Annotated in this window: 22 protein-coding genes; 13 read left to right on the forward strand and 9 right to left on the reverse strand. The window is 70.5% G+C overall.

The genetic code is table 11. The features are described from left to right. Nucleotides 1-2 precede the first annotated feature (2 nt). The 5 genes from F9C41_RS23010 to F9C41_RS23030 form a co-directional block, all read right to left on the reverse strand. A complete protein-coding gene (locus F9C41_RS23010; RefSeq protein ID WP_155388897.1) occupies nt 3-998 on the reverse strand; it encodes a succinate dehydrogenase/fumarate reductase iron-sulfur subunit in 996 nt (331 codons plus the stop codon). Nucleotides 999-1,065: 67 nt separating this feature from the next. Then, entirely contained in the window at nt 1,066-2,949 is a 1,884-nt protein-coding gene (locus F9C41_RS23015) for a fumarate reductase/succinate dehydrogenase flavoprotein subunit (RefSeq protein WP_155388898.1), read from the reverse strand. A 21-nt stretch (nt 2,950-2,970) separates the two neighbouring features. Beyond that, nucleotides 2,971-3,777, reverse strand: coding sequence for a hypothetical protein (locus F9C41_RS23020; RefSeq protein WP_155388899.1), 807 nt, complete (start codon nt 3,775-3,777; stop codon nt 2,971-2,973). A 238-nt stretch (nt 3,778-4,015) separates the two neighbouring features. Further along, a complete protein-coding gene (locus F9C41_RS23025; RefSeq protein WP_155388900.1) occupies nt 4,016-5,329 on the reverse strand; it encodes a TldD/PmbA family protein in 1,314 nt (437 codons plus the stop codon). 67 nt (nt 5,330-5,396) lie between these two features. Beyond that, entirely contained in the window at nt 5,397-6,833 is a 1,437-nt protein-coding gene (locus F9C41_RS23030; RefSeq protein WP_155388901.1) for a TldD/PmbA family protein, read from the reverse strand. A gap of 240 nt (nt 6,834-7,073) precedes the next feature. Here F9C41_RS23030 and F9C41_RS23035 point away from each other — a divergent pair, with 240 nt between their 5' ends. The 6 genes from F9C41_RS23035 to F9C41_RS23060 all read left to right on the forward strand — a co-directional run bounded on the left by F9C41_RS23035 (nt 7,074) and on the right by F9C41_RS23060 (nt 13,820). After that, nucleotides 7,074-8,123: an ABC transporter ATP-binding protein gene (locus F9C41_RS23035; protein WP_155388902.1), complete on the forward strand. Its 1,050-nt coding sequence runs from the start codon at nt 7,074-7,076 to the stop codon at nt 8,121-8,123. Between the two features lie 67 nt (nt 8,124-8,190). After that, nucleotides 8,191-9,204: an ABC transporter ATP-binding protein gene (locus tag F9C41_RS23040; RefSeq protein WP_155388903.1), complete on the forward strand. Its 1,014-nt coding sequence runs from the start codon at nt 8,191-8,193 to the stop codon at nt 9,202-9,204. Between the two features lie 64 nt (nt 9,205-9,268). Beyond that, nucleotides 9,269-10,270, forward strand: a complete 1,002-nt coding sequence (locus F9C41_RS23045; RefSeq protein WP_155388904.1) for an ABC transporter permease — start codon at nt 9,269-9,271, stop codon at nt 10,268-10,270. Between the two features lie 10 nt (nt 10,271-10,280). Then, a complete protein-coding gene (locus F9C41_RS23050; RefSeq protein WP_155388905.1) occupies nt 10,281-11,267 on the forward strand; it encodes an ABC transporter permease in 987 nt (328 codons plus the stop codon). A 96-nt stretch (nt 11,268-11,363) separates the two neighbouring features. After that, nucleotides 11,364-13,094: an ABC transporter substrate-binding protein gene (locus F9C41_RS23055; RefSeq protein ID WP_155388906.1), complete on the forward strand. Its 1,731-nt coding sequence runs from the start codon at nt 11,364-11,366 to the stop codon at nt 13,092-13,094. A gap of 222 nt (nt 13,095-13,316) precedes the next feature. Then, nucleotides 13,317-13,820, forward strand: coding sequence for a hypothetical protein (locus tag F9C41_RS23060; protein ID WP_196279903.1), 504 nt, complete (start codon nt 13,317-13,319; stop codon nt 13,818-13,820). A gap of 9 nt (nt 13,821-13,829) precedes the next feature. Here the strand turns inward: F9C41_RS23060 and F9C41_RS23065 are convergent, their stop codons facing one another. Next, complete coding sequence (locus tag F9C41_RS23065; RefSeq protein ID WP_155388908.1) at nt 13,830-15,545, reverse strand: S9 family peptidase; 1,716 nt, start codon at nt 15,543-15,545, stop codon at nt 13,830-13,832. A 68-nt stretch (nt 15,546-15,613) separates the two neighbouring features. On the opposite strand from F9C41_RS23065, the gene mshB reads away from it, so the two are divergent. Together mshB and F9C41_RS23075 are read left to right on the forward strand one after the other, a co-directional pair. Beyond that, nucleotides 15,614-16,492, forward strand: coding sequence for an N-acetyl-1-D-myo-inositol-2-amino-2-deoxy-alpha-D-glucopyranoside deacetylase (mshB, locus tag F9C41_RS23070; protein ID WP_155388909.1), 879 nt, complete (start codon nt 15,614-15,616; stop codon nt 16,490-16,492). Beyond that, nucleotides 16,489-16,902: a hypothetical protein gene (locus F9C41_RS23075; RefSeq protein ID WP_155388910.1), complete on the forward strand. Its 414-nt coding sequence runs from the start codon at nt 16,489-16,491 to the stop codon at nt 16,900-16,902. The genes mshB and F9C41_RS23075 overlap by 4 nt, the downstream gene beginning before the upstream one ends. A gap of 89 nt (nt 16,903-16,991) precedes the next feature. On the opposite strand, the gene F9C41_RS23080 is transcribed toward F9C41_RS23075, so the two are convergent. Further along, entirely contained in the window at nt 16,992-17,747 is a 756-nt protein-coding gene (locus tag F9C41_RS23080; protein WP_196279904.1) for a bestrophin-like domain, read from the reverse strand. A 58-nt stretch (nt 17,748-17,805) separates the two neighbouring features. Between F9C41_RS23080 and F9C41_RS23085 the strand changes: the two genes are divergently transcribed. Continuing rightward, on the forward strand, nt 17,806-19,284 hold the full coding sequence (locus F9C41_RS23085; protein ID WP_155388912.1) for a DUF6923 family protein: 1,479 nt from the start codon (nt 17,806-17,808) through the stop codon (nt 19,282-19,284). Nucleotides 19,285-19,292: 8 nt separating this feature from the next. Here the strand turns inward: F9C41_RS23085 and F9C41_RS23090 are convergent, their stop codons facing one another. Further along, complete coding sequence (locus F9C41_RS23090; protein WP_155388913.1) at nt 19,293-20,702, reverse strand: DUF2254 domain-containing protein; 1,410 nt, start codon at nt 20,700-20,702, stop codon at nt 19,293-19,295. 90 nt (nt 20,703-20,792) lie between these two features. On the opposite strand from F9C41_RS23090, the gene F9C41_RS23095 reads away from it, so the two are divergent. Beyond that, nucleotides 20,793-22,505, forward strand: a complete 1,713-nt coding sequence (locus tag F9C41_RS23095; RefSeq protein ID WP_230689913.1) for a VanW family protein — start codon at nt 20,793-20,795, stop codon at nt 22,503-22,505. A 10-nt stretch (nt 22,506-22,515) separates the two neighbouring features. Beyond that, a complete protein-coding gene (locus F9C41_RS23100) occupies nt 22,516-22,965 on the forward strand; it encodes a hypothetical protein (protein WP_155388914.1) in 450 nt (149 codons plus the stop codon). 91 nt (nt 22,966-23,056) lie between these two features. On the opposite strand, the gene F9C41_RS23105 is transcribed toward F9C41_RS23100, so the two are convergent. Beyond that, a complete protein-coding gene (locus tag F9C41_RS23105) occupies nt 23,057-24,007 on the reverse strand; it encodes a GNAT family N-acetyltransferase (RefSeq protein WP_155388915.1) in 951 nt (316 codons plus the stop codon). 106 nt (nt 24,008-24,113) lie between these two features. On the opposite strand from F9C41_RS23105, the gene fdxA reads away from it, so the two are divergent. Continuing rightward, nucleotides 24,114-24,440, forward strand: a complete 327-nt coding sequence (gene fdxA, locus F9C41_RS23110; RefSeq protein ID WP_120318129.1) for a ferredoxin — start codon at nt 24,114-24,116, stop codon at nt 24,438-24,440. Nucleotides 24,441-24,472: 32 nt separating this feature from the next. Further along, nucleotides 24,473-25,540, forward strand: a complete 1,068-nt coding sequence (gene dapC, locus F9C41_RS23115; protein ID WP_230689937.1) for a succinyldiaminopimelate transaminase — start codon at nt 24,473-24,475, stop codon at nt 25,538-25,540. The last annotated feature ends 2 nt before the right edge of the window (nt 25,541-25,542 follow it).

Consider the following 25,542-nt stretch of genomic DNA (forward strand, 5'->3'; position numbering starts at 1 on the left):
AGTCAGCGCTCGGGGTGGTAGTAGTTCAGGCTGTTGGGGTTGATCGGGAACGTGATGTCGTCGCCGAACGGGGACGCGGCGGCGGCCCGGTCGGAGAGCATTTCGTTCAGGTTCACGTGGCCTGAGGCGTTGACGTCGGTCGGCTGAGGCGGCGTGAGTTCGCGGCCGAAGTCGACGGGGGCCTGGCCGTCGGTGACCGTCACCGGGCCTGCGTGCACCGTGGGGCCGGCGGGCACGGTGGCGGCCAGCTGGTCACGGCGGAGAATCTTGCGTCCGAATACCACCAGCGGATCATACCGGCGGTCCACGACCCGTTCCTTCATGGGGATGATGGCGTTGTCGGTGATCTTGATGTGTTCGGGGCAGACCTCGGTGCAGCACTTGGTGATGTTGCAGTAGCCCAGGCCCTGCGACTGCTGCGCGATCTCCTTGCGGTCGTGGCGGGCGTCGAGCGGGTGCATGTCCAGCTCGGCGGCGCGGATGAACAGCCGCGGGCCGGAGAAGGCCGGCTTGTTCTCGTCGTGGTCGCGTACGACGTGGCAGGTGTTCTGGCACAGGAAGCACTCGATGCACTTGCGGAACTCCTGCGAGCGCTCCACGTCGATCTGCTGCATCCGGTACTCGCCGGGGGCCAGGTCGGCCGGGGGCGCGAACGCGGGCATCTCCTGTGCCTTCTGGTAGTTGAAGGACACGTCGGTGACCAGGTCGCGGATGACCGGGAAGGCCCGCAGCGGCGTGATCGAGATGGTCTCGTCCTCCTCGAAGGTGGACATCCGGGTCATGCACCCGAGGCGGGGCATGCCGTTGATCTCCATCGAGCAGGAGCCGCACTTGCCGGCCTTGCAGTTCCAGCGGCAGGCCAGGTCGGGCTCCTGGGTGGCCTGCAGCCGGTGGATGACGTCGAGCACGACCTCGCCCTCGTTTACCTCGACCTTGTAGTCGTTCAACTGGCCACCGGCGGCGTCGCCACGCCACACCTTGAACTGACGAACGGTCATGCCGTCACCTCGCTGCGCTCGGCTCCGTCATGACGAGCCTGGGACACGATGAGTTCGCTCCGCTCACTCATGACAGCTCCTTGTCGGTCATGTACTTGGCCAGCTCGGACTTGTCGAACAGGGCGAGCAGGTCGGGGGTCATCGTGGGGATCGGCTGGTGGGTGAGGTCCACGTCGCCGTCGGGGGTCAGCGCACAGACGAGGTTGACCTGCCGCCACTTGGCGTCCATCTTCGGGAAGTCCTCGCGGGTGTGGCCGCCGCGCGACTCCTCGCGCTCCAGTGCCGCCTTCGCGGTGCACTCCGACACGACCAGCATGTTGCGCAGGTCGAGGGCGAGGTGCCAGCCCGGGTTGTAGCGGCGGCCGCCGGCCGCGCCGACCTTGCGGATGCGTTCACGCAGCTCGGACAGGCGCGACAGGGACTCCTGCAGCTCGCCCTTGCGGCGGATGATGCCGACCAGGTCGCCCATCACGTCCTGAAGATCGCTCTGCAGGGTGTACGGGTTCTCGCCGCCGTCCCGGGCCAGGGGCGTGAGCGCCTCCTCGACCGCGGCCGCGACCTGCTTGTCGTCGACCTTGGGGCGCTTGCCCAGGGTGTCGGTGTAGCTGGCCGCGTACTCGCCCGCGCGCTTGCCGAAGACCAGCAGGTCGGACAGGGAGTTGCCGCCGAGGCGGTTGGAGCCGTGCATGCCGCCGGACACTTCGCCGGCCGCGTACAGGCCGAGCACGCCCGCGGACGCGGTGTCCGGGTCGACCTCGACGCCGCCCATCACGTAGTGGCAGGTCGGGCCGACCTCCATGGGCTGCGTCGTGATGTCCACGTCGGCCAGTTCCTTGAACTGGTGGTACATGGACGGCAGCTTCTTGAGGATCTCCGCGGCGGGGCGGCGCGAGGCGATGTCGAGGTAGACGCCGCCGGCCTTGGTGCCACGACCGGCCTTGACCTCGGAGTTGATGGCGCGGGCCACCTCGTCGCGGGGCAGCAGCTCGGGGGGACGCCGGTTGTTGTCCGGGTCGGTGTACCAGCGGTCGCCCTCCTCGGGCGTCTCCGCGTACTGCTTGCGGAACACGTCCGGGACGTACTCGAACATGAAGCGCTTGCCCTCGGAGTTCTTGAGGACGCCGCCGTCGCCGCGCACCGATTCGGTGACCAGGATGCCCCGCACCGACGGCGGCCACACCATGCCGGTCGGGTGGAACTGCAGGAACTCCATGTTGATCAGCTTCGCCCCGGCGCGCAGCGCCAGCGCGTGGCCGTCACCGGTGTACTCCCACGAGTTCGAGGTGACCTTGTAGGAGCGGCCGACGCCGCCCGTGGCCAGCACGACGGCGGGGGCCTCGAACAGCACGAACTCGCCGGACTCGCGGTGGTAGCCGAACGCGCCCGCGATCCGCTTGATCCCGCCGGTCTCGTCGAGCAGCAGCTCGGTGATGGTGCACTCGGCGAACACGCGCAGCCGCGCCTGGTAGTCGCCGTGCTGGGCCTTGTCCTCCTGCTGCAGCGACACGATCTTCTGCTGCAGGGTGCGGATCAGCTCCAGGCCGGTGCGGTCGCCGACGTGGGCCAGGCGCGGGTACTCGTGGCCGCCGAAGTTGCGCTGCGAGATCTTGCCGTCCTTGGTCCGGTCGAAGAGCGCGCCGTAGGTCTCCAGCTCCCAGATCCGCTCCGGCGCCTCCTTGGCGTGCAGCTCGGCCATCCGGTAGTTGTTCAGGAACTTGCCGCCCCGCATGGTGTCGCGGAAGTGGACCATCCAGTTGTCGTTCGAGTTGACGTTGCCCATCGCGGCCGCCGCGCCGCCCTCGGCCATGACCGTGTGGGCCTTGCCGAACAGCGACTTCGAGATGATGGCGACCTTCTTGCCGGCCAGCCGTGCCTCGATCGCGGCGCGCAGACCCGCGCCGCCGGCGCCGATCACGACGACGTCGTACCAGTGCTTCTCAATGTTGATCATTTTTGTGCCACCTATCCCGGCTCAGCCGATGAACCGCAGGTCGGACCACCAGCCGGCGGCGAGACCCATGATGTAGAAGTCGGTGAGCGCCAGCGTCGCCAGCGTGATCCAGGCCAGTCCCATGTGCCGGGTGTTCAGCACCGAGACCCAGCTCCAGAGCTTGTAGCGCACCGGGTGCTTGGAGAAGTGCTTGAGCCGGCCGCCGATGATGTGCCGGCAGGAGTGGCAGGAGGCGGTGTACGCCCACAGCATGATCACGTTGATCCACAGGATCACGTTGCCCAGGCCGAACCCGAAGCCGCTCGGGGAGTGCATGGCCAGCACGGCGTCCCAGGTGTTGATGAGCGAGATCAGCACCGCGGCGTAGAAGGCGTACCGGTGCGCGTTCTGGAAGATCAGCGGGAAGCGGGTCTCGCCCGAGTACTTCGCGTGGCCGTCGGGGACGGCGCAGGCGGGCGGCGACAGCCAGAACGACCGGTAGTACGCCTTGCGGTAGTAGTAGCAGGTCAGCCGGAAGAGCAGCAGGAACGGCAGGGACAGCGCCGCGAACGGGATCAGCGGGTTGTCCGGGATGAACCGTCCGAACTCGGCGGCGGCCGGGTAGCAGCCCTTGGAGACGCAGGGGGAGTAGAACGGGGTCAGGTAGTGGTACGCGTCGACCCAGTACAACTTCTGCATGAACACCCGGAACGTCGCGTACGCGACCCAGGCGGTGAGACCAATGACCGTCAGCACCGGTGCGAGCCACCAGCGGTCGGTGCGCAACGTCTTGGCCTCGATCGCGGCGCGCGGTTTCGCGCCGGCCGGCCTCGTTGCCGTCGTCGTCATCTTCGTCGCTCCCTGAGATACGCAGTCGTGGGAACACGTGCGTGGATCAATCACGGACACGTTACGCCGAAAGATGTCGATCATGTGACTCGGGACACTGTGATGTGTCGCATCGTTCCCTTGTCGAGGGTCACCACCAGCAGTAATTCCAAGATCGCTCGACTTGCCGGGCAGGTGGGCGAGTGCGGACGCAAGATACGCACAGGCGCCGGGCAAGTCGAGCGATCAAGGGCGGCCGTCAGCCGCTGGCGTTGCCGGTGATGTTCCAGGAGGCCAGGTGCAGGGCCGGGGCGGTCCACGCGCCGAGGAACACCCGCGACGGCTGCGGCACCGCCTCCGCGCCGACGCCGAGCACCGCGCCCGGCCCGAGGGCCTGCGGGTAGAGCTGGGTGAAGCGCATGTTGCGCACCGGCCGGGTCACCTCGCCGCCCTCGATCAGCCAGACGCCGTTGCGGGTCAGGCCGGTCAGCGCCAGCGTGCGCGGGTCGAGCACGCGGGTGTACCAGAGGTCGGTGATCAGCAGGCCGCGCTCGATCCGCGAGATCATCTCCTCGGTGCTGCTGCCGCCGGGCGCGAACCCGAGGTTGTTGAGGAGCGGACCCCAGGCCGCGCTGCCCCCGTGGCCGGTCGAGACGGCCCCGGCCACCGCCGCGGTGCGCCGGTCGTGCGCGAGCGCCGCGGTGACGCCCTTCTCGACCAGGGCGAGCCGGGTGCGCGGGGTGCCCTCGCCGTCGAAGGGCTCCCGCGGGTCGTCGTACAGGCTGATCGCCTCGTCGAACTGGGCCACGCCCAGCTCGGCGAACGAGCGCCGCTCCTGGACGGCCTTGGCGTTGAAGCCGAACAGGGCGAAGTTGGTGAGCAGGTCGGCGACCGCCTCGGGTTCGAGGACCACCTCGTACCGGTCGGGCGGCAGTTCCACCGGGTCGGCCAGCGCCCGGGCCTTGCCCGCGGCGCGCGTGCCCAGCGCCGTGCCGTCCAGGTCGGACAGGCGCACGCTGGAGCGGCGGGCCACCCCGTCCGCACCGGCGTCGCGCGCGATGCCGTCCAACTCCGCGGTCGTGGCCTGCGCGGCCAGGGCCTGGCCCGCGGAGTTGCGGTACGCGCCGGACCAGTGGCCGGTCTGGCAGTAGCCGGCCGTCTCCAGGCCGCCCGCCGCGTCGACGAAGTCCCGCACGCGGGCCGCCCGGTCGTCGGGCGAGGCGTTCCGGGTCGCCTCGTCGACGACGCCGGGCAGGGCGAGCGGCGCCGCCGGGGCCAGGCCCGGCCAGCCCGGATCGCGGGGAGCCGAGCGCACCGCGGCGGCGGTGCGCGCCACCAGCGAGGTCAGCCCTTCCGGGCTGGTCAGCGTCGTGGTGGTGGTGACGGTGCGGCCGTCCAGGTGCGCGCGCAGCCGCACGCTGACGGTGTCCTCGGCGACGTTCTGGTGGATGCGCGAGTTCGCGAACCGGGTCAGCGCCCGGTGCACGGCGTCGGCGGTGACGTCGACCTCGGCCCCGGGCAGCGCCCGCACCGCGAGGTCCAGCACCTGCTCAGCCGTCTGCGACACGTTCATGCCCGCTCCTCGCTTCGCTCGTCACCGGCATGCGTCTGATGGCCCGTGATTCGCTCGCTGCGCTCGCTCATGCCCGCACCCCCACCCGAACGTTCTGGAACCGGGCCGGGGCGGACGGGTGGCCGGTGTGCCCGACCTGCGTCGGTTGGCCCTTGCCGCAGTTCGGCGTGCCCCAGTACTCGATCTCGCTGGACAGCATGTCCATCGACTGCCAGAACTTCGGCCCGATCCCGGTATACGTGGGATTGCGCAGCATCCGGCCCTTCTTCCCGTTCTTCACCTCGTACGCGATCTCGCAGCCGAACTGGAAGTTGAGCCGCTTGTCGTCGATGGACCATGAGCGGTTGTGCTCCATGAACACGCCGTCGTCGGTCTCGGCGATGATCTGCTCCAGGGTGTGCGGGCCGGGTTCGAGGCCGACGTTGGTCATCCGCACCATGGGCAGCCGGGCCCAGCCGTCGGCCCGCACGCTGCCGCCGTAGTCGAGCCCGGCCAGCGCCGCCGAGTCCCGCCCGGCCAGCACGCCGACCCAGATCCCGTCCTTGACCGCGTACCGCTTGGCCGCCGGGGTGCCCTCGTCGTCGAAGCCGAAGCTGCCCAGCGCGCCGGGCAGGGTCGGGTCGATGGTGACGTTCATCAGCTCCGAGCCGTAGCGCAGCGAGCCCAGCTGGGACAGGTCCAGCCAGGACGTGCCCGCGAAGGCGGCCTCCCAGCCGAGGATCCGGTCCAGCTCGATGGCGTGCCCGACGGACTCGTGGATCTGCAGGAACAGCTGCTCGCCGCCGAGGATCAGCGCGGTCTCCCCGCTCGGGCACAGCGGCGCGGTCAGCAGCTGCCGCGACTCCTCGGCCAGGCGCGGCGCGTGGGCGAGCAGGTCCAGGCCCTGGACCAGCTCCCAGCCGCGGGTGCCGTACTGGCCGCGGGCGGCGGGGTAGGAGCGCACCTGGGTCTCGCCCGCGCCGATCGCGGTGGCCTGGATGCCCGCGCCGCACTCGCGTACGTGCTGGTCGATGCGGTGGCCCTCGCTGGAGACGAACCACTTGCGGGTGTCCCAGATCTGGTAGACGCCGGTGGCCTGGTCCGCGCCGTGCTCGACCATCGTCTTGGTGGCGTGGGTGAGCAGGTCGCCCTTGTCGGACAGCGGCACCGCGAGCGGGTCGAGGCGGCACTCGCTGGCCCAGGTGGCGGTGCTGACCGTGGTCGGCACCAGGTCCACGCCCGGCCCGGCGACCCGCGCGCTGGCCTTGGCGATGGCCGTGGCACGTGCCCCGGCCAGCCGGGCGGCGCTGTCGGACAGGTCCGGCACGGCGTAGAAGCCCCAGCTGGAGCCGACGAGCGCGCGTACGCCGATGCCCGCGGACTCGTCCGAGTTCAGCTCCTCGACCTCGCCGTTGCGGGCCTCCATGGACTCGTATCGCTTGTGCATCACCCGCGCGTCTGCGTAGCGCGCGCCCGCGTCCAGCGCCGCCGCCACCGCCGCCTCCGCGACGTCGAAAAAGCTCATGATCGCCACCCTAGCCCGCGAATGACCGATCCGGCGCCCACGCGGCGTGATCGTCGGACTTGCCTGGCAATCGGGGGAATCATGGGCGCTCTTTCGCCCGTTTGCCAGGCAATTCGAACGATCAATCCGCTGGTGTTAGCCAGTTGTTACGTAGCGCGTCTGGTGACGACACGCCGGGGTCCGTTACCTTTTGGCCGACGAGTATGAAAGTTTTCTTCATCGGCTGGGACGGGAGCGGCAATGACGCACGATGCTGCAAGCCCCCCGTATCTGCAGGTCGACGACCTGCGGGTGCGTTTCAGCACCGCGGACGGCGAGGTCCGTGCGGTGGACGGGGTGAGCTTCGGCCTCCATAGAGGGCGGACGCTCGGCATCGTCGGCGAGTCCGGCTCGGGCAAGAGCGTGACGAGTCTAGCGGTGATGGGCCTGCACGATCCGGCCCGCACCAAGATCTCCGGCGCGATCAAGCTGGGCGGCCGGGAGCTGGTCGGGCTGTCCGACGGTGAGATGCGCAAGCTGCGCGGCCGCGACGTCGCCATGATCTTCCAGGACCCGCTGTCGGCGCTGCACCCGTTCTACACGGTCGGCCGCCAGCTCGTGGAGGCCTACCGCACGCACCACTCGGACGCGTCGAAAGCGCAGGCCAAGCAGCGCGCGCTGGACATGCTCGACCGGGTGGGCATCCCGCAGCCGGACCGGCGCTTCGGCCAGTACCCGCACGAGTTCTCCGGCGGCATGCGCCAGCGCGTGATGATCGCGATGTCGCTGATGAACGACCCGGCGCTGCTCATCGCGGACGAGCCGACCACCGCGCTCGACGTCACCGTGCAGGCGCAGATCCTCGACCTGCTCGCCGACCTGCAGCGCGAGTTCCACAGCGCGATCATCCTGATCACCCATGACCTGGGCGTGGTCAGCCAGGTCGCCGACGAGGTGCTGGTCATGTACGGCGGCCGGGCCGTCGAGCACGGCACGGTGGCGCAGGTGATGCGCGGGCCGCAGCACCCGTACACGTGGGGACTGCTGGCCAGCATTCCGAGCCTGCACGGCGACCCCGAGGTCGACCTCAAGCCGATCAAGGGCAACCCGCCGAGCCTCATCAACGTGCCTGCCGGCTGCGCGTTCCATCCGCGCTGCGCGTACGCGATGAAGCCCGAGCCCTGTGCGGGCCAGGTGCCGCAGCTGCTCGCGGTGCAGGCCGACGGCCACCGGGTCGCCTGCCACCTGCCCGAGCAGCAGCGCATCGACACCTATACCGACGAGATCGCGCACGTGGGGGTGGCCCAGTGAGCGAACGCAGTGAGCGGACCGAGGGCAACGTCAGCAACGACGGAGCCGAGCGCAGCGAGGTGACGACGTGACCGAAGCCTTGCTGAGGGTGCGGGGGCTGACCAAGCACTTCGCCGTACGCCAGGGCGCGATCGGGGCGAAGGCCGCGGTGCGCGCCGTCGACGGGCTCGACTTCGACGTGCACGCGGGCGAGACGCTGGGCCTGGTCGGGGAGTCAGGCTGCGGCAAGACCACGACCGGCCGGATGCTGGTGCGCCTGCTGGAGCCGACCGCGGGCAGCATCGAGTTCCAGGGGCGGGACATCACCACGCTGGGCCGCCGGGCGATGCGCCCGCTGCGGCAGGACCTGCAGATCATCTTCCAGGACCCGTACTCCTCGCTGAACCCCCGGCACACCGTCGGCAAGATCGTGGCGATGCCGCTGGAGGTCAACGGCATCAAGCCGGCGGGCGGCGTGAAGGCGCGCGTGCAGGAGCTGCTGGAGCTGGTCGGGCTCAACCCCGAGCACTACAACCGCTTCCCGCACGAGTTCTCCGGCGGCCAGCGCCAGCGCATCGGCATCGCGCGGGCGCTCGCGCTGCGCCCCAAGCTGATCGTCGCGGACGAGCCGGTGTCGGCGCTGGACGTGTCGATCCAGGCGCAGGTCGTGAACCTGCTCCGGGATCTGCAGCGGGAGCTGGACCTGGCGTTCGTGTTCATCGCGCACGACCTGGCGATCGTGCGCCACTTCAGCCGCCGCGTCGCCGTCATGTACCTGGGCAAGGTCGTCGAGATCGGGGACCGGGCCGACATCTACGAGCGGCCGCGCCACCCGTACACCAAGGCGCTGCTGTCGGCGGTGCCCGACGTGACCGCGTTCGGCGAGCAGCGCCAGCGCATCCGGCTGACGGGTGACGTGCCGACCCCGCTGAACCCGCCGTCGGGCTGCCGCTTCCGCACTCGCTGCTGGAAGGCCCAGGACGTGTGCGCGAGCGAGGAGCCGCCGCTGGTCGCCCGGGAGGGCAGTGGGCAGCAGGTGGCCTGTCACTTCCCCGAACCGGTGGGCGTCGTATCCGAGCATGTGAGCGAGGTGGCCGCATGAGCGAGCGCAGCGAGCGAGTCATGAACGTCCTCGATGCCGCCGACGAGCGCAGCGAGGAGAAGGCATGAGCCTGTCGCAGATCGAGACGGACGCCACGGGCGTGGACGCGACCGCGGTGCCGACCGCGCCGCAGCCCGGCATGGTGGGCCGCTCACCCGGCCGGCTGGCCTGGGCCCGGCTCCGGGCCAACCGCACCGCCATGGTGAGTGCCTGGATCATGGTGTTCTTCATCGTGCTCGGCATGGCCGCACCGCTGGTCGAGCTGGTCTACGGCATCAGCCCGTTCGAGCAGTTCCAGGACAAGATCGCCAACAACAGCCTGCCGCTGGGCTACTTCGGCGGGGTCTCCGGCGAGCACTGGTTCGGCCTGGAGCCCCAGCTCGGCCGCGACATCTTCATCCGGCTGGTGTACGGCCTGCGCACCTCGCTGTTCATTGCGACCTCGGCTGCGCTGCTGACCACGGCCCTGGGCATCGTGCTGGGCATCGTGTCGGGTTACCTGGGCGGCTGGATCGACGCGGTGATCAGCTGGGTCATCGACTTCGCGCTGGCGCTGCCGTTCCTCATCTTCGCGCTGGCGATCATGCCGACGGTGACCGCGCGCTTCTACGGACCGCGCGACGAGATCCCGGTGCCGTTCCGCATCGGAGTGATGATCTTCCTGTTCGCGCTGTTCGGCTGGACCGGCACGGCCCGGCTGGTGCGCGGTCAGGTGATCTCGCTGCGCGAGCGGGAGTTCGTCGAAGCGGCCAGGGCCAGCGGCGCCGGCCTGTTCCACATCCTGTTCCGGCAGCTGCTGCCGAACCTGTGGGCGCCGATCCTGGTGTCGTTCTCGCTGGCGGTGCCCGGCTACATCACCGGTGAGGCGGCGCTGTCCTTCCTGGGCATCGGCGTGGTCGACCCGACCCCGGACTTCGGCGTGATGATCAACAAGAGCCTGAGCTACGCGCAGACCGACCCGGCGTACCTCATCTTCCCGGGCGTGGCGATCTTCCTGCTGGTGCTGGCGTTCAACCTGTTCGGCGACGGACTGCGCGACGCACTCGACCCCAAGTCGTCCCGGTAGGAGGTACGAGATGCTGCGATTCCTGATCAAGCGCCTGCTGCTCGGCACGCTGACGATGTTCGCCGTGAGCCTGGTCGCGTTCGGCATGTTCTTCATGCTGCCGCGCGATGCGGTGGCCACCATGTGCGTGAAGAACTGCAACCCCGAGCGGCTGGAGCGGGTGCGTGTCGAGCTGGGTCTGAAGGACCCGCTGATCGACCAGTACACCGGCTACATCAAGGGCATCTTCGTGGGCCGGGACCTGGGCAGCGCGCAGGGCGGCTACTGCGACGCGCCGTGCCTGGGCTACTCGTACACCAGCAGCGAAGAGGTCTCCGACATCTTCGCGCGGGTGCTGCCGGTGACCCTGAGCATCGTCATTCCGGCAGCGGTGCTGTGGCTGGGGCTGGGCATCGGCCTGGGCATGATCTCGGCGCTGCGGCGTGGCACCGTCTTCGACCGGCTGGCCATCGGCTTCTCGCTGACCGGCGCGTCCATGCAGCTCTACTTCGTCGGCGGCATGCTGATGATCATCTTCGTGTACACCCTGAAGATCCTGCCGGTGCCGCACTACACCTCGCTGTGGGACGACCCGCTGGACTGGGCGAGCGGGCTGGTGCTGGCCTGGGTGGCGCTGGCCTTCCTGTTCTCCGCGGTCTACGCCCGGCTGTCGCGGGCGCAGATGCTGGAGACCCTGGCCGAGGACTTCGTGCGCACCGCACGGGCCAAGGGCCTGAGCAAATCGCGGGCGTACGGGCGGCACGCGCTGCGCGCCGCGATCACCCCGATCGTCACCATCGCCGGGCTGGACGTCGGCGGCGCGCTCGGCGGCACCGTCATCACCGAGACGACCTTCGGCATCCAGGGGCTGGGCCGCACCGCCGTGGAGGCGGTGCGTCTCGGCGACCTTCCGACGATCATGGCGACCGTGCTCGTCTCGGCGGTCTTCATCGTCGTCGCCAACATCGTGGTCGACCTGCTGTACGCGGTCATCGACCCGCGGGTGCGGCTCAGTTAGCGCGTCCGGCCGCCGTATCGAAGGGTATGGCGAAATCCATCAATCACTGCTACACATTTCGTAAGTTTCCTTCACACCACCGGCACGGGAGTGAATATGAGATCCAGAGCGATACTGGCAGCGGGAGGCGTGCTCGCGCTGACCGTGGCCCTGGGCGCGTGCAGCGAGAACAAGAACACCGACAGCGACGTCGACACCGACCGCGTGGCCTCCGGTGCGATCGCGACCGACCCCAAGGACTCGATGGGTCCGGCGAAGGCGGTCGAGGGCGCGGCCAAGGGCGGCACGTTCACCGTGATCCGCCAGACGAAGATCTCGCACATGGACCCCCAGCGGGTCTACTCGTTCGTGGGCCTCAACACCGCCCCGCTCTACGCCCGCTTCCTGACCACGTGGAAGGACGACGGCAAGGGCAACGTGACCCTCGTCGGCGACCTCGCGGAGACGCCGGGCGTCAACGTCAACAAGGACTGCAAGGTCTGGGAATTCAAGATCAAGGACGGGGTGAAGTTCGAGGACGGCACCGCGATCACCTCCAAGGAGGTCGCGTACGGCATCGCCCGCTCGTTCGACCCCGACCTGTCCGGCGGCCCGACCTACATCCAGGAGTGGCTGGCCAACGACGCGGCCTTCGACACCAAGTGGGACTTCAAGGCCAACAAGACCTCGCTGCCCCCGGGCCTGACCACCCCGGACGCCAAGACGCTGCGCTTCGAGTTCGCCAAGGCGCACTGCGACCTGCCCTTCGCGGCCTCGCTGCCGGCCACCGCGCCGCTGCCGCCCGCCAAGGACACCGGCGTCGAGCTGGACAACAAGCCGTTCTCGTCCGGCCCGTACAAGCTGGTCAAGAACACGGTCGGCGTGGAGATGCTGTTCGAGCGCAACGAGCACTGGGACGCCAACACCGACCCGGTGCGCAACGCGTACCCGGACAAGTTCGTCTACAAGTTCGGCCCGAACGCCGAGGCGCAGACCAACCGCCTCATCGCCGACGGCGCCGAGGACCAGGCCACGCTCGGCTGGAACGGCGTCGACTCCTCGCTGGTGGCCAAGGTCGCCGGTGACGCCGCGCTGATGGGCCGTACCCTGCGCGAGCCCACCCCGAGTGCGTGGCGCCTGTCCATCAACACGCAGCGGGTGGCCGACCTGTCGGTCCGCCAGGCGCTCAACTACGCCATCGACCGTCCCGGCATGGTCAAGGCCGCCGGCGGCGACCTGAAGGTGGCCGCACTGACCACCCTGATGCCGCCGTCGACGCTCGGCTTCAAGAAGTTCGACGCCTACCCGGCCGACATCGAGAAGGCCAAGTCCACGCTGGCGGGCAAGACCCCCGAGCTGGTGCTGGTCATCGGCGACGACTCGGGTGCCCAGGAGCTCGGCACCCAGGTGAAGAACAACCTGGAGAAGGCCGGCTTCAAGATCACCATCAAGGTCATCCCGGCGGACAGCAAGCTGGACGAGACCAAGAAGAAGAACAACCCCTGGGACCTGTACCTGGACTCCTGGGCGGCGGACTGGCCGAGCGGCGCCGCGCTCCTGCCGGTGCTCTTCGACGGCCGCACCATCAAGGCCGAGGGCAACAGCAACACGTCGTACATCAACAATGACGCGATCAACGCCGAGTTCGACCGCGTGCTGGCCCTCGACCCGGCCGCCCAGGCGCCCGAGTGGGCCAAGCTGGACGAGCGGATCATGAAGGAGCTCGCCCCGGCGGTTCCGCTGTACGCCGACGTCATGTTCGTGATGCAGGGCTCCAAGGTCGGTGGCGTCTACATCGACAGCATCTTCGGCTACCCCGCCTTCACCCGCGCCTTCGTGAAGCAGTAACCGGCGCTCTGTTCCACCGGGGCGGCACCCTTCGGGGTGCCGCCCCTTTCGCGTCCCAGGCGTCCCGGTCCTCGCTGAAGAAACTGACTTTCGGGGGGTGCGGGAGCTGGCTTTCGACGGGTGTGGAAGGGCGGTGGGCTGCGGGATCGTGGGAAAGGCCCAGGGAGACGACGAGGTCGGCCGGGGCGGATCATCAGTTCCACGGGAGGTCAGGTCATGGCAATGCGCACGCGTCGATTCGCCGTTCTCGCCACACTCACCGCCGCGCTCGGCGCGCCCGTGCTCATGCATGCCGTTCCGGCGCTCGCGGCCCCGCCGCCGCACCTGGTCGTCGAGTCGCACGACACCAGGGCCGCCGAGAAGGCCGCGCGCAAGGCGGCCGCCGCGCAGGGTGTCGCCGACGGGACCGCGATCCAGGCAAGGCTGTCGGCCCGCGCCGCCGCCACGGCGAAGCAGCGCGCCGCGGACGCCAAGCAGTCCGCCAAGGCGGCCGCTGCCCGGGTGCGCGCCGATTTGAAGGCCGGGCTCGACGGGGCCCGGGTGGAGCAGGACGCGCAACTCGCCGACCAGGCCAAGCAGCAGGCGGCGAGCGCCGCCGAGATTGCCGAGCAGGCCGCTGTGCAGGCCCGCCTCGACGCCAAGGCCGCCGAGAAGGCGCGCCAGAAGGCCGCCGCCGCCGAGGAGATCGCCGAGCAGGCCGCGGTGAAGGCGCAGCTGGGCCGCTGACCGGCGCGGTCAGGTGAGGATCTCGACGGGCGCGGTCTCCTGGATGATCACGGTGGGCGGCAGGTCCTCCAGGGCGTGCCGGGCGTAGATCTCACTGTCCAGCTCCTGCGGGCCCAGGTAACGCTCGGCCAGCGGGACGGGCAGCGCGGCCCAGTCCCACGGCTCGACGGCGACCGCCGCCCGCACCGTCTCCGGCCGCCGGGCCGCCAGCAGCGCGGCCAGCCAGCCGCCGAACCCGCGCCCGTACGCGGTGACCCGGGTCAGGTCCAGGTCGGAGTGCTTGTCGGCGATGATGCGCAGCGCCTCGGCGTGATCGGCGACGGCCAGGTCGGCCACCCGCCGGTGGGTCACCTTCTCGAAGCTCGGCGACACGCCGACGGTGCCCCGGCCGTCGACCATGACCACCGCGAAACCGGCCTCGGCCCAGTGCCGGGCCGCGGTGAACGCGTCGTGGTCGTTGCGCACCTGCTGCTGGGTCGGGGTGTCCGGCAGGCACAGCAGCACCGGCAGCCGGCGGCCGAAGACGTGGCCGGGCGGGTAGAGCACGGCGGTCGGCAGCCGCCGGTCGGTGACCCGGTCCAGGGCCGGGCGGTTCATGGTCGCGGGCACCGGGCGGCGCGGAGTCAGCTCGGCCACCTGGTTGCCGGCGAACCACACGGTGAGCTGCATGTCCTCGTCGTCGAGGCTGCGCAGGCCGGTCACCACGGTGTCGCCGCCGCAGGCGGCGCTGTGCCAGCCGGGCACGCTGGTCAGCCGGTGCACCACCATGCCGCCGCTGGTGCTGCTGCGCACCCGGAACAGGTGCTGCTCGGCGGGCTCGCCCTCGCTGGCCTCGATGAGCAGGTCGCCGAGCTCGCCGCCGGCCGAACCGGGGCCGAGCCGTCCGACCACGCGCCGGACGTACAGGTTGGGCGGGGTGAGCAGGGTGCCGTCGGCGAACAGGCAGCGCGCGTCGTACCCGTCGTGCGAGATCTCGCCGCCGACCAGCACCCGGCCGTCGGCGAGGTGGCGCGGCGTGCCCGCGATCGGGTTGACCCAGCGCGGGTCGGCCAGCTCGGCGTGCACCTGGGTCTCCCCGGTGCGGCGGTCCACCGCCAGCACCAGGCCGTGCCCCTGGGAGCGGCGCAGCGCGGTGATCAGCGGGCCGCCGTCGGCCCAGCGCACCGTGCCCAGGTACGGGTAGATCTCGCGGTCCCAGTGCACGTCGACCCAGCCGCCGTCCAGGTCGAGCAGGTGCAGCGAGACCTGCTCACCGCTGCGGCGGGTGGCCAGGATGCTCTCCCCGTCCGGGGCCCACCACCAGCCGGTACGCCGGCCGAACCAGCCCGCGTGCGGATCGGCCTCGCCCCAGCGGACCCCGTCCGGCTCGCCGGCCAGCAGCTCGTCCTCGGTGCCGACGGCCACCCGCAGGGTGCCTTCGTGCAGGTAGGCGATGCGGCGGCCGGTCGGGTCGGGCCGGGCCGTGTCGACCGGGCCGGGCGTGGACACCACGGTCACGCCGTCGGCGTCCCGGCGATGCAATCGGCCGCCCGAGGTCCACACGACGACCGCGCCGGTGCGGTCGAACGCGAAGTCGTCCACCGCCTCGGCCACGGTATGGATCCGGCCCGAAGCCGGTTCGCACACGTCCAGCACGTGATCATGCAGGTGGCCCACCCGAAGGCCGTCAGCACTGACGGCTATGCGGTGGCCAGGCCCCGGACCGTCAGGCTGCTGCGCCTCCATGGCCGCGATGCTATCGACGCGAGAGGCAGGCGCGTGGCGGTTTGCCTGATGCGGGCTAGAGTGACCGGGTGGCTCGCAGCATCCTCTTCGTGCACGCGCATCCCGACGACGAGTCGATCGGGACCGGCGCGACCATGGCTCACTACGCGGCGCAGGGCGCACACGTCACGCTGGTGACGTGCACCCTCGGCGAGGAGGGCGAGATCCACGTGCCCGAGCTCGCGCAGCTGGAGGCCGCACAGGGCGACCAGCTGGGCGGATACCGGCTCTCCGAGCTGAAGAGCGCGCTGGCCGCGCTGGGCGTGATCGACCACCGCATGCTCGGCGGGGCGGGCCGCTACCGCGACTCGGGCATGATGGGCACCCCCGCCAATGAGCACCCGCGCAGCTTCTGGGGCGCGGACCTCGAGGAGGCCTCGGCGCACCTGGTCGAGATCATGGACGAGGTGCGGCCCCAGATCGTCGTCACGTACGACGCGAACGGCTTCTACGGCCACCCGGACCACATCCAGGCCCACCGGGTCGCCATGCGCGCCTCGGAGATCGCCGCGGAACGCGGTTTCGGCCCCTCCAAGATCTACTGGACGGCGATGCCGCTGAGCGTGCTGAAGGCGGGGGTCGAGGCGCTGGCCGACTCGACGGACAACCCGTTCGCCGCGGTCACCGACGTGGCCGACTTCCCGTTCGGCACGCCCGATGAGGAGGTCGCGGCCTGCATCGACGGCTCCGACCACCACGACGCCAAGGTCGCCGCGCTGAAGGCGCACGCCACCCAGATCCCGGAGACGTCCTGGCTCTACTCCATCGCCGGCAACTTCGGCCAGGAGTTCATGGGCGTCGAGCATTACACGCTGGCGCTCGGCGTGCGTGGTCGCGGCGACGGTCCGTACGGCTGGGAGACGGATCTGTTCAGCGGCCTGCCCGACGGTTCACCCGCCGCGCGGTGAAGCTGCTCGACCTCGCCCTGCGCGGGATCGGGGCCGTGCTCGCGGTGTTCCTGGGCGGCGCGTCGGCGGTGCTGGAGGCCGTCTACACGCCGTACCGCATCGCCGGCTGGCCCGCGGTGTGGCTGGTGCCGACAGCGCTGCTGGTCAGCCTGTTCCTGGGTTGGTTCGCCCGGACGGCCACGGGGCTGGCCTGGGGCTGGTGGCTCGCCGCGGTGCCGTGGTTCCTCGTCATGATCTTCGCGGTGGGCGGCACTCAGGAGGGCGACCAGATCGCCGCGACCTGGCTCGGCCTGCTGGTGCTCGCCACCGGCGGCATCGGCTTCGTCGGCCCCGCCGCTTACCGTGCCGGCAAGCGCACCACCGCGCCGCCGCGGGCCGCCGCCCCGCAGCTCACGCCCCACCAGTTCTGACCGCATCCGCCCTGCTCAGACCGCTTTGCGGTGAGGAAGGGCACCCTGCGCACCGATAGCGTCAAGAAGGTGCCCTTCCTCCTGCCAGGTCAGGTGTTGAGGGCGTCGAGGCGGAGTACGACGTTCTGGTATGCGGTTGGTGGGACACGTTCGGTGCTGGTGAACGGGCGCTCGATCTGGTGGATCGTGAACAGCAGCAACGTGATCATGCCGACCACGGCGGTGGTCATGGCGAGTTGCGTGCCGATGTGGTCGAACCGGAAGAACAGGATCGGCATCCCGGCCAGCAGCGCGCCGAACAGCAGCGCGAACCAGGTCACGTCGCCGATTCGCTTGTCCGCCAGGGCGAGCCGGTCCTCGCGGGCCTGCATCACGGCGTGCACGGTGGCCTCCGGCGACTCGCTCTCGGGCGGCACCGGCACCCGGGCCGTCGCCTCCCGCAGGTCGTTCAGCAGCGCCCAGCCCTGCTCGCCGACGGGCTTGCCGGCGCGCATCCGGGGCAGTTCCTGATCGAGGATCTCGCGCAGGTAGGCGCGGGTGAGCAGGTGGATCGACGCGCGCACCTCCGGCGGGCCGGTCTCGGCCGCCCAGGCCACCGACTGCACCGCCTGCGCCTCGCGGTACGTCGCGTCACGGGCGTCGTTGCCGATCTGCCACACGTCGATGAAGACGAACGCGGCGACCACGGCGTACAGCGTGCCGGTCATCGAGAACACCACGCTGAGCACGTCGTGGGTGTCGGCGCGGCGGTCCGGTGGCCACGAGCGGCGGATGAACACCACGGCCAGCGCCGCGATGCCGCAGATGCCGAGAAACCACAGGAGACCGCTCGCGTAAGCCCGCATGAGTTCCTCCAAAAACACTATTCGCCCAAACGGGACGTTTAGGGCTATACAAGATGCTATGCGTGCGACGTCCAGATTTCGACCCCTCGTCGTCGGGCTGTTCCTGGCCACGGCCATCGGACTGCCCTCGGCCGTCGCGCTGCTGACCCCGCGCGCCGCGCTGGGTCATGCCGCAGCGCCGCCGGGTGAACTGCTGCAGGTGCGTTCGGCGGTGCCCAATGCACCGTCCGAGCTGGTCAGTCTGAATCCCGACACCGGCGCGGTGCTGCGCCGGGTCTGGCTGCCACACACGATCAACGCCATCGGGTACGACCCCGCGCAGGGCCTGCTCTACGGCATCGCGGCCCGGTTCCGGCTGGTGCCGCTGGGCGGCGGCGGCCATCTCGTCGCGATCGGTCCGGATGGGACGGTCGTCGACCACGGGCCGGTCCATGCGTCTCTGAGCAGCGCGAATGCGGGCGCCGTCGTCGGCGGGGAACTGTTGCTCCCGGTCGGCGGGCGGCTGATCGGGATCGACGTGCGTGCCGGCGGGGCGACGTTCGGGCAGGTCACGAGGAATGTGGCGCTGTCCGGGCCGGTGCGGGTCGGGGACTGGGACTACGACCCGTACCGGCAGGCGCTGGTGGGGGTGGACGCGTCGGGGCCGTCTCCCCGGCTGATCGCGGTGGATCCGGTCAGTGGGCAGGTCAGCAGTGGTGATCTCACGGGTGACCTGCGGCGGGGCGGGACGTACGGCTCCGTGGCGTTGATCGGCGACACGCTGTACGCGACCGGCAACGGGCTGGGCCGGCCGCTGCGGCAGTACCGCATCGCGCTGTCCACCGGGGCGGCGACCCTGCTGGCCACCTCGCAGCCGGTGTACCTCACCGACGCGGCCTGGCTGCCCGCCACGCCGAGCCCGTCACCGTCCCCGTCTCCGAGCCCTTCGCCATCCCCGTCTCCGAGCCCGTCACCGTCCCCGAGCCCATCTCCGTCACCATCACCGAGCCCGTCACCATCACCAAGCCCCAGCCCATCGCCGTCGCCTTCAGTGAGTCCCAGCCCGTCTCCCTCCCCGAGCCCTTCGCCCTCACCATCACCGAGTCCTTCGCCATCCCCGTCCCCGAGCCCCAGCCCATCGCCGGCACCATCGCCGAGTCCGAGTCCGAGTCCGAGTCCGGGTCCGAGTCCGAGTCCGTCACCGTCTCCAAGCCCGAGTCCGTCTCCAAGCCCGAGTCCGTCACCGAGTCCGAGTCCGTCACCGAGTCCGAGCCTGTCGCCGACGCCGAGCCCGTCGCCGTCGCCTGTGCTGGTGGTGCCGATCGTGCCGTTGCCCGAGCCGCAGGCGCCGCCGGAGCCGTCGCCCGAGCCGAGTCCGTCCCCGGAGCCGTCGCCGTCCGTCCCGCCGAGCCCGGTGCGGCGGTCCGTGGTGATCGAGCCGGAGCCCGTGCGGCACGTCCGGAGTGTTGTCGAGACCGGGCGGAACACCGTCGTGATCTTCATCCTGGGCCTGTCCGGCAGTCGCCTGTTGCTCTCCGCTCGGCGGCGTCGCCGCTGACCTGCGGCTCAGGCCGGTCGGGTGGCGGGTGGGGCGCCGCCGGCGCGGGCCGCGGCGGCTTCCACCATGGCGAGGTCCGCGGGCAGCATGCCGGTGGCGCGTACGCCCGCGAGCGTCAGCTCGATCTGGTGGTCCAGCGCGGCGATGGTGCGTACCCGACCAGGGGTCGTCTCGCCGCGGTAGCCGGACAGGCAGCAGTCACGCAGCATGCCCATGGTCCGCAGCAGCGGGATGACGACGCTGGGGTGCGGCGCGGCATAGTGCCGCAGCTGGTTGAAGGCGTGCTTGACGTACTCCGTGTGGTCGAGGTCGCACGGGGTGAGCAGGATGCGGCCGTCCTGGTCGCGCATCGCCTGGGCGGGGCATTCGGCCAGCAGCAGCGGGCGCATGACCGAGCCGATGCGCAGGATGACCTCGACCGCGGTGGTCGGGTCGTTGACGGCCTGGGACAGCGCGCGCAGTCCGACGTCGGCGAGCTGGCGCAGGCCGAAGTCGATGTCCTGCTGCATGGTGCGGGCGACGCCGATGATGACCGCCTCGGCGATCAGGCGGGCCGCCGTGGCCGGGTCGGCCGGTGGCGGCCACATGGTGACCAGGGGCGTGCCCGCGGTCACGAACGCGCCGACGCGGGTCTCCAGCCGCACCACCGTGTCCGGTGGCACGGCCGCGACGATGGCGCGCCGGCTCAGCTGCTGCACCCATCCGTCGGTGACGGCGGTGACGATGAGCGGCGGACCGAGGGTGCCCACATCGGGCGGGTCGACCGGTTCGCCGATCTTGACGCCGATGCGCGGCCCGTACGGCAGTTCGCTGATCAGGCTGTGGGTTTCCCGGGCGACCCGCTGCACGATCCGGCCGACGTACTGGTTGCGGCTGATCCGGTCCAGGTAGACGACGATCGCGATGACCGAGAGCAGGGTGAGCAGGAGGGCGAAGCCCACGGTCAGCGGGGGCGCGTGGTCGGCGGCGGTGTCGACGCGCGCCAGCGCCAGCACGCAGAACGCGAACGTGCTGAGCAGCAGGCCGACCAGTACCTGGCCGTGGCGGTCGCGCCAGAAGCCGCGCAGCACCCGCGGCGAGAACTGGCCGCTGGCGAGTTGCAGCGAGACCACCAGCAGCGAGAAGACCACGCCGGCCGTCGTGATCATGGCACCGGCGATGATGCCCAGCAGCGTGACGGCGACGTCCGGAGTGAAACTGATCACCCCGCTGGGATCCGTCATGTAGCGCTCGTCGATCTCCGCGAGCAGCATCACGATGATGATCGAAGCGGCGAGCATCATGATCGGCAGGAACAGCAGGCTCTCCGCCAGGCGGTCGCGCAGCGCCCGGGAGCGCAACCGGCGTACGTGCGGGGCCACCTCGTGCTCGTAGTGGGCAGCCGTCCCACTGTCACCATGTCGGACAAACTCGGCCATTAGCCACCATTTTCTCGAATGTGGGCCAGCCTCATATAACGCGCTAACCTGGTCGCCAACGTCTCCCACCAATGATGATGAGGTGCCGTCTTGTCCGTCGCCCCCGTTCCCCACCGACGCTGGCTGATCGCCGGCCTGGCTTCCGTTCTCGCGCTCACCGCGACCGGCGCCTTCGCCGGCCACGCCTTCAGCGCCGATGTGCCCCGCGGCGCGAAGGTGCTCGGCATCTCCATCGACGGCACCGCGGCCGAGGCCGCCGACGCGCTGCGCACCGGTCTGGCCGGCAAGGCCGACCAGCTGGCCGCGCCGCTGACGGTGCGGATCGGCGAGAAGACCGCCACCGTGCAGCCGCAGGACGTCGGCCTCGCGGTCGACGTGGACGCGACCGTCGCGGCGGCCGTGTCCCGGGGCCACAACCCGTTCGCCGTGCTGTTCGGCGGTGCCGAGGTGGCGCCCGTGGTCTCCGTCGACGAGGCACGCCTCTCAGCCGCGCTGGCTTCGGCGACCCAGCAGTCCGGCGCGGCGATGACCCTGCCCGCGGTCACCTTCGACGGCACCACCCCGAAGCCGGTGTACCCCAAGGCGGGCCGCGGGCTCGACCCGGCCGACGCCGCGGACGCCGTCCGCGACGGCTGGCTGCGCCGCGGCGAGATCGAGGTGAAACTGGGCGAGAAGAACCCGGCCAGCTCGAAGGACGACGTCGACCGGATGGTCGCCGAGGTCGCCACGCCGGCGGTGTCCGCGCCGGTCACCGTCACCACGCCCAAGGGTGTCGTCACCATGTCCCCGAAGGCGATCGCGGCGAGCCTGGTGATCTCCTCCGACGCCAAGGGCGAGCTGTCCAGCCGGGTCGACGAGAAGAAGCTGCGCAAGGCGCTGGGCAAGGAGCTGGCCAAGGTCGAGGTGCAGCCGAAGAACGCCACCATCGACGGCTCCGGCGGCGCGCCGCAGGTCGTGGCCGCCAGCGGCGGCACGCTGGTCGACACCGCGAAGCTGGCCGGCGACCTGCTGCCGGTGCTCAAGCGGGGCGCCGACCGCGCCGTCTCGGCCGGGCTCACCGACGTGAAGCCCGCGACGACCACCGGCGACCTCGCCGAGCTGGGCATCAAGGAGCAGGTCTCCAGCTTCACGACATACTTCACCGGCGGCCTGTCCAGCCCGCGCAGCAAGAACATCGTGCAGATCGCGAAGGAGGTCGACGGCGCGATCGTGCGGCCCGGCGAGACCTTCTCGCTCAACGGGCACACCGGTCCCCGCGGCTACGCGGAGGGCTACTTCGACGCGCCCGTGATCATGGACGGCAAGCTGATCCCCGGTGTCGGCGGCGGCGCGTCGCAGTTCACCACGACGATCTTCAACGCGTCGTACTACGCGGGCATGAAGGACGTCGAGCACAAGCCGCACTCGTACTACTTCACGCGGTACCCGGCGGTCATCGAGTCGACCATCATGTACCCGACGCTGGACCTCAGGTTCACCAACACCACCCCGTACGGCGTGCTCATCGACACCTCGCACACCGACAGCTCGGTGACGGTCAGCATGTGGTCGACCAAGGTCTACGACGGCATCACCACGCAGTACGACCCGAAGCGCGACATCGAGCAGCCGAAGAAGGTCGTGCTCGAGGACGGCCCGACCTGCATCGCTACTGCGGGTAGCGAGGGTTTTACTCAGGACGCCTGGCGTATCTTCCGCAAGGACGGTAAAGAGATCAAGCGGGAGAAGTTCACCTGGCGGTATAACGCTGAGCCACAGTTCGTGTGCGAGGCGAAGAAGCCGCCGTTGACTGCCAAGCCCTGAGGAGGCTTCGATGAAGGAGCGGTGGCTGCCGGTAGGCGTGATCGCCGGCGTGCTGTTCGTGGTCAATGTGGTCGCTCGATGGGTGGGCAAGGGCATTGAAGACCCGGACACACAGGCCACGGCGGGGTTCGTCGCACTCGGCGTGATCGGGCTCGTGTTCTTCGCGATGGCGCTGTACTGGGGCCGCCTGCGGCCGTGGCCGCGCGTGGTCGCCGACCTGGGCGCCGCGGCCTTCGCCGCATGCCTGCTGAGCATCTTCGTCGGCCCGCTCGCGGCCGGCGAGGGCCCGTTCGCACACGGCGCGGGCGCGTTCTTCAACCAGGTCTGGGTCTACGCGGCGGTCTTCGCCGTCGGCACCGGCCTGGGCATGGTCGGCCTGATCGCGTTCGCCGCCGACTACCGCGCCAAGCAGCTCAAGCTCTTCGCCGAGCGCGCCAAAGCCCACCCCCGCCGCGTCTAACCCCAAGGAAGGGCACCTTCACATCGCTATGCGTTGTAGAAGGTGCCCTTCCTTAACCTCCGTCGTCCGCGGCCGCAGGTCGCGGCGGTGATCAGCGGAGCTGGTAGCGGGTGTAGTGGTGGTGGCGGGTGAAGCCGAGCTTGGCGTACATCGCCAGGGCCGGGGCGTTGCGCGATTCGACCTGCAGGAAGGCGTCGGTCGCGCCGAGTTGCGCGGCCCAGCGGGCCAGCACCCCCATCGCCTCCTCGGCCAGACCGCGCCGGCGGGCGGCGGCGGCCGTCTCCACGCCGAAGACGCCCAGCCAGCGGCCGTTGCCGGTGACGGTGCCGCGGGCCCGGGCCAGCAGCGCTCCGCTCTCGTCGTACCGCTGGGCGAACACCAGCTCGGGCACCGCGGTCAGCACGTGCACCGCGGCCTCGGGCAGCGGCCCCCGGTCGTCGGCCACCATCGCCAGGAATTCGGGGGACATGGCCCGGCTCAGCTCGAACGCGTCGCCGGGCGGTGTCACCGCGATCAGCTCGTCGAGCGCGCAGACCTGGACCTCGACCGTGCACTCGGCGTGCCAGCCGGCCTTGATCAGCTCCCGCTCGACGCTCGCGGCCAGCGGCAGCGGCACGTCGACCTGCGGCGGCAGTCCCTGGCGGCGGTAGAAGGCGACGACCGCGTCCAGCGCCGGGGGCAGCGGCAGGCCGGGATCACCGACCGGCAGCGCCGAGTTGGCCCGGCCGGTGTACCCGCCGGCCGCCCGCAGCCGCCAGGCGCCCAGCTCCTCGACCACCGGCGGCGGCCAGGCCTCCGTGGCGGCCAGTTCCAGTGCCGCGATCTCGCGGGCGGTCGGGCCGCGCCGCGCCGGCACGACCTTGGCCCGGTGCACCTCGGCCAGCGGCACGACCACCACTCCGCGGGAGGTCGCGACGGTGAGGGACGAGTCCCCGACCTCGGTGAGATCGCCCAGCACATCGGTGAACTGCGGGCGATCATCCCGGTATCCGGCGAATCTGCGTACCACCACGCGGGACCCGAGATCACTCTTAGCCAACACTGACTACCTACCTCCCTCACCCGGATACTAGGCTTTGACTTGGCCGCGTGGAGCGGCGGAACGTGCACTGTCATGTTCCGTATGAGAGTGCGTGGAGGGACGACCCGTGACCTACATCATCGCCGAGCCGTGCGTCGATGTGCTCGACAAGGCCTGCATCGAGGAGTGCCCTGTCGACTGCATCTACGAGGGCAACCGCATGCTCTACATCCACCCGGACGAGTGCGTCGACTGCGGTGCCTGTGAGCCGGTCTGCCCGGTGGAGGCGATCTTCTACGAGGACGACGTGCCGGAGCAGTGGCGCGACTACACCACCGCGAACTACGAGTTCTTCAACGAGCTCGGCTCGCCCGGTGGCGCCTCGAAGATCGGAAAGATCAGCGCGGACGCGCCGTTCGTCGCGGCCCAGCCCGCCAAGGAAGGCGACCACTGAGCACGCCGGTTTCCGGTGCAGGCCGGCGGAGGATCTCCGCCGGCCTGCCCGACTTTCCCTGGGATCTGCTGGAGCCGTCGAAGCGGCGCGCCGCGGCGCACCCTGACGGCATCGTGGACCTGTCCATCGGCACGCCCGTCGACCCGGTGCCCGCAGTCATCCGCAAGGCGCTGGCCGAGGCGTCCGACGCCCCCGGCTACCCGCTGACGGCGGGCACCGCCGAGCTCCGGCAGGAGATCACCGCCTGGGTCGCCCGCTCCTGCGGCGCCGCGCCCGGGTTCGGCGTGCTGCCGACGATCGGCTCCAAGGAGCTGGTGGCCTGGCTGCCCACGCTGCTCGGCGTCGGCGCGGGCGACACCGTGGTCATCCCCGAGGTCTGCTACCCGACGTACGAGGTCGGCGTGCAGCTCGCCGGAGCCAGGGTGCTGCGTGCCGACACCCCGCCCGCGGGGGAGCGCCCGGCCCTGATCTGGATCAACTCGCCCGGCAACCCGCACGGCCGGGTCGCGTCCGAGGCCGAACTGCGGGCCTGGATCGCGTACGCCCGCGCCACCGGAGCCGTGCTGGTCAGCGACGAGTGCTACCTCACCCTGCCGTGGACCGCGACGCCGGTCTCGGTGCTGTCGCTGTGCGACGGCGACTTCACCGGGGTGCTGGCGGTGCACTCGCTGTCCAAGCGGTCCAACCTGGCCGGGTACCGGGCCGGCTTCGTCGCCGGCGACCCGGACCTGGTCGGCGAGCTGCTGGCGGTGCGCAAACACGCCGGCATGATCATGCCCGCGCCGGTGCAGGCCGCGATGATCGCGGCGCTGGCCGACGAGTCGCATGTGGACGAGCAGCGGGCCCGCTATGCCGCCCGCCGCGAGCTGCTGCGCGAGGCGCTGCTCGGCGCGGGGTTCACCATCGAGCACTCCGAGGCCGGGCTCTACCTGTGGGCGACCCGCGGCGAGGACTGCTGGGCGACCGTGGACGCGCTGGCCGAACTGGGTGTGCTGGTCGCGCCGGGCGCGATCTACGGACCCAACGGCGTGAAGCACGTGCGGGTGGCGCTCACCGCCACCGACGAGCGGGTGCGCACGGCCGTGGCACGGCTCGCCTGATC

This window comes from Catellatospora paridis (genome assembly GCF_009720365.1).
Taxonomy (GTDB): domain Bacteria; phylum Actinomycetota; class Actinomycetes; order Mycobacteriales; family Micromonosporaceae; genus Catellatospora; species Catellatospora paridis.

Bases quoted from the DNA above. Each gene is read 5' to 3' on its own strand.
- F9C41_RS23065 (WP_155388908.1), bottom strand. From the start codon at position 15,545: ATGGAGGCGCAGCAGCCTGACGGTCCGGGGCCTGGCCACCGCATAGCC.
- F9C41_RS23015 (WP_155388898.1), bottom strand. From the start codon at position 2,949: ATGATCAACATTGAGAAGCACTGGTACGACGTCGTCGTGATCGGCGCC.
- F9C41_RS23020 (WP_155388899.1), bottom strand. From the start codon at position 3,777: ATGACGACGACGGCAACGAGGCCGGCCGGCGCGAAACCGCGCGCCGCG.
- F9C41_RS23045 (WP_155388904.1), top strand. From the start codon at position 9,269: ATGAGCCTGTCGCAGATCGAGACGGACGCCACGGGCGTGGACGCGACC.
- F9C41_RS23060 (WP_196279903.1), top strand. From the start codon at position 13,317: ATGCGCACGCGTCGATTCGCCGTTCTCGCCACACTCACCGCCGCGCTC.
- F9C41_RS23010 (WP_155388897.1), bottom strand. From the start codon at position 998: ATGACCGTTCGTCAGTTCAAGGTGTGGCGTGGCGACGCCGCCGGTGGC.
- F9C41_RS23090 (WP_155388913.1), bottom strand. From the start codon at position 20,702: ATGGCCGAGTTTGTCCGACATGGTGACAGTGGGACGGCTGCCCACTAC.
- F9C41_RS23080 (WP_196279904.1), bottom strand. From the start codon at position 17,747: ATGCGGGCTTACGCGAGCGGTCTCCTGTGGTTTCTCGGCATCTGCGGC.
- F9C41_RS23025 (WP_155388900.1), bottom strand. From the start codon at position 5,329: ATGAACGTGTCGCAGACGGCTGAGCAGGTGCTGGACCTCGCGGTGCGG.
- F9C41_RS23050 (WP_155388905.1), top strand. From the start codon at position 10,281: ATGCTGCGATTCCTGATCAAGCGCCTGCTGCTCGGCACGCTGACGATG.
- F9C41_RS23055 (WP_155388906.1), top strand. From the start codon at position 11,364: ATGAGATCCAGAGCGATACTGGCAGCGGGAGGCGTGCTCGCGCTGACC.
- F9C41_RS23030 (WP_155388901.1), bottom strand. From the start codon at position 6,833: ATGAGCTTTTTCGACGTCGCGGAGGCGGCGGTGGCGGCGGCGCTGGAC.
- F9C41_RS23085 (WP_155388912.1), top strand. From the start codon at position 17,806: ATGCGTGCGACGTCCAGATTTCGACCCCTCGTCGTCGGGCTGTTCCTG.
- F9C41_RS23035 (WP_155388902.1), top strand. From the start codon at position 7,074: ATGACGCACGATGCTGCAAGCCCCCCGTATCTGCAGGTCGACGACCTG.
- F9C41_RS23100 (WP_155388914.1), top strand. From the start codon at position 22,516: ATGAAGGAGCGGTGGCTGCCGGTAGGCGTGATCGCCGGCGTGCTGTTC.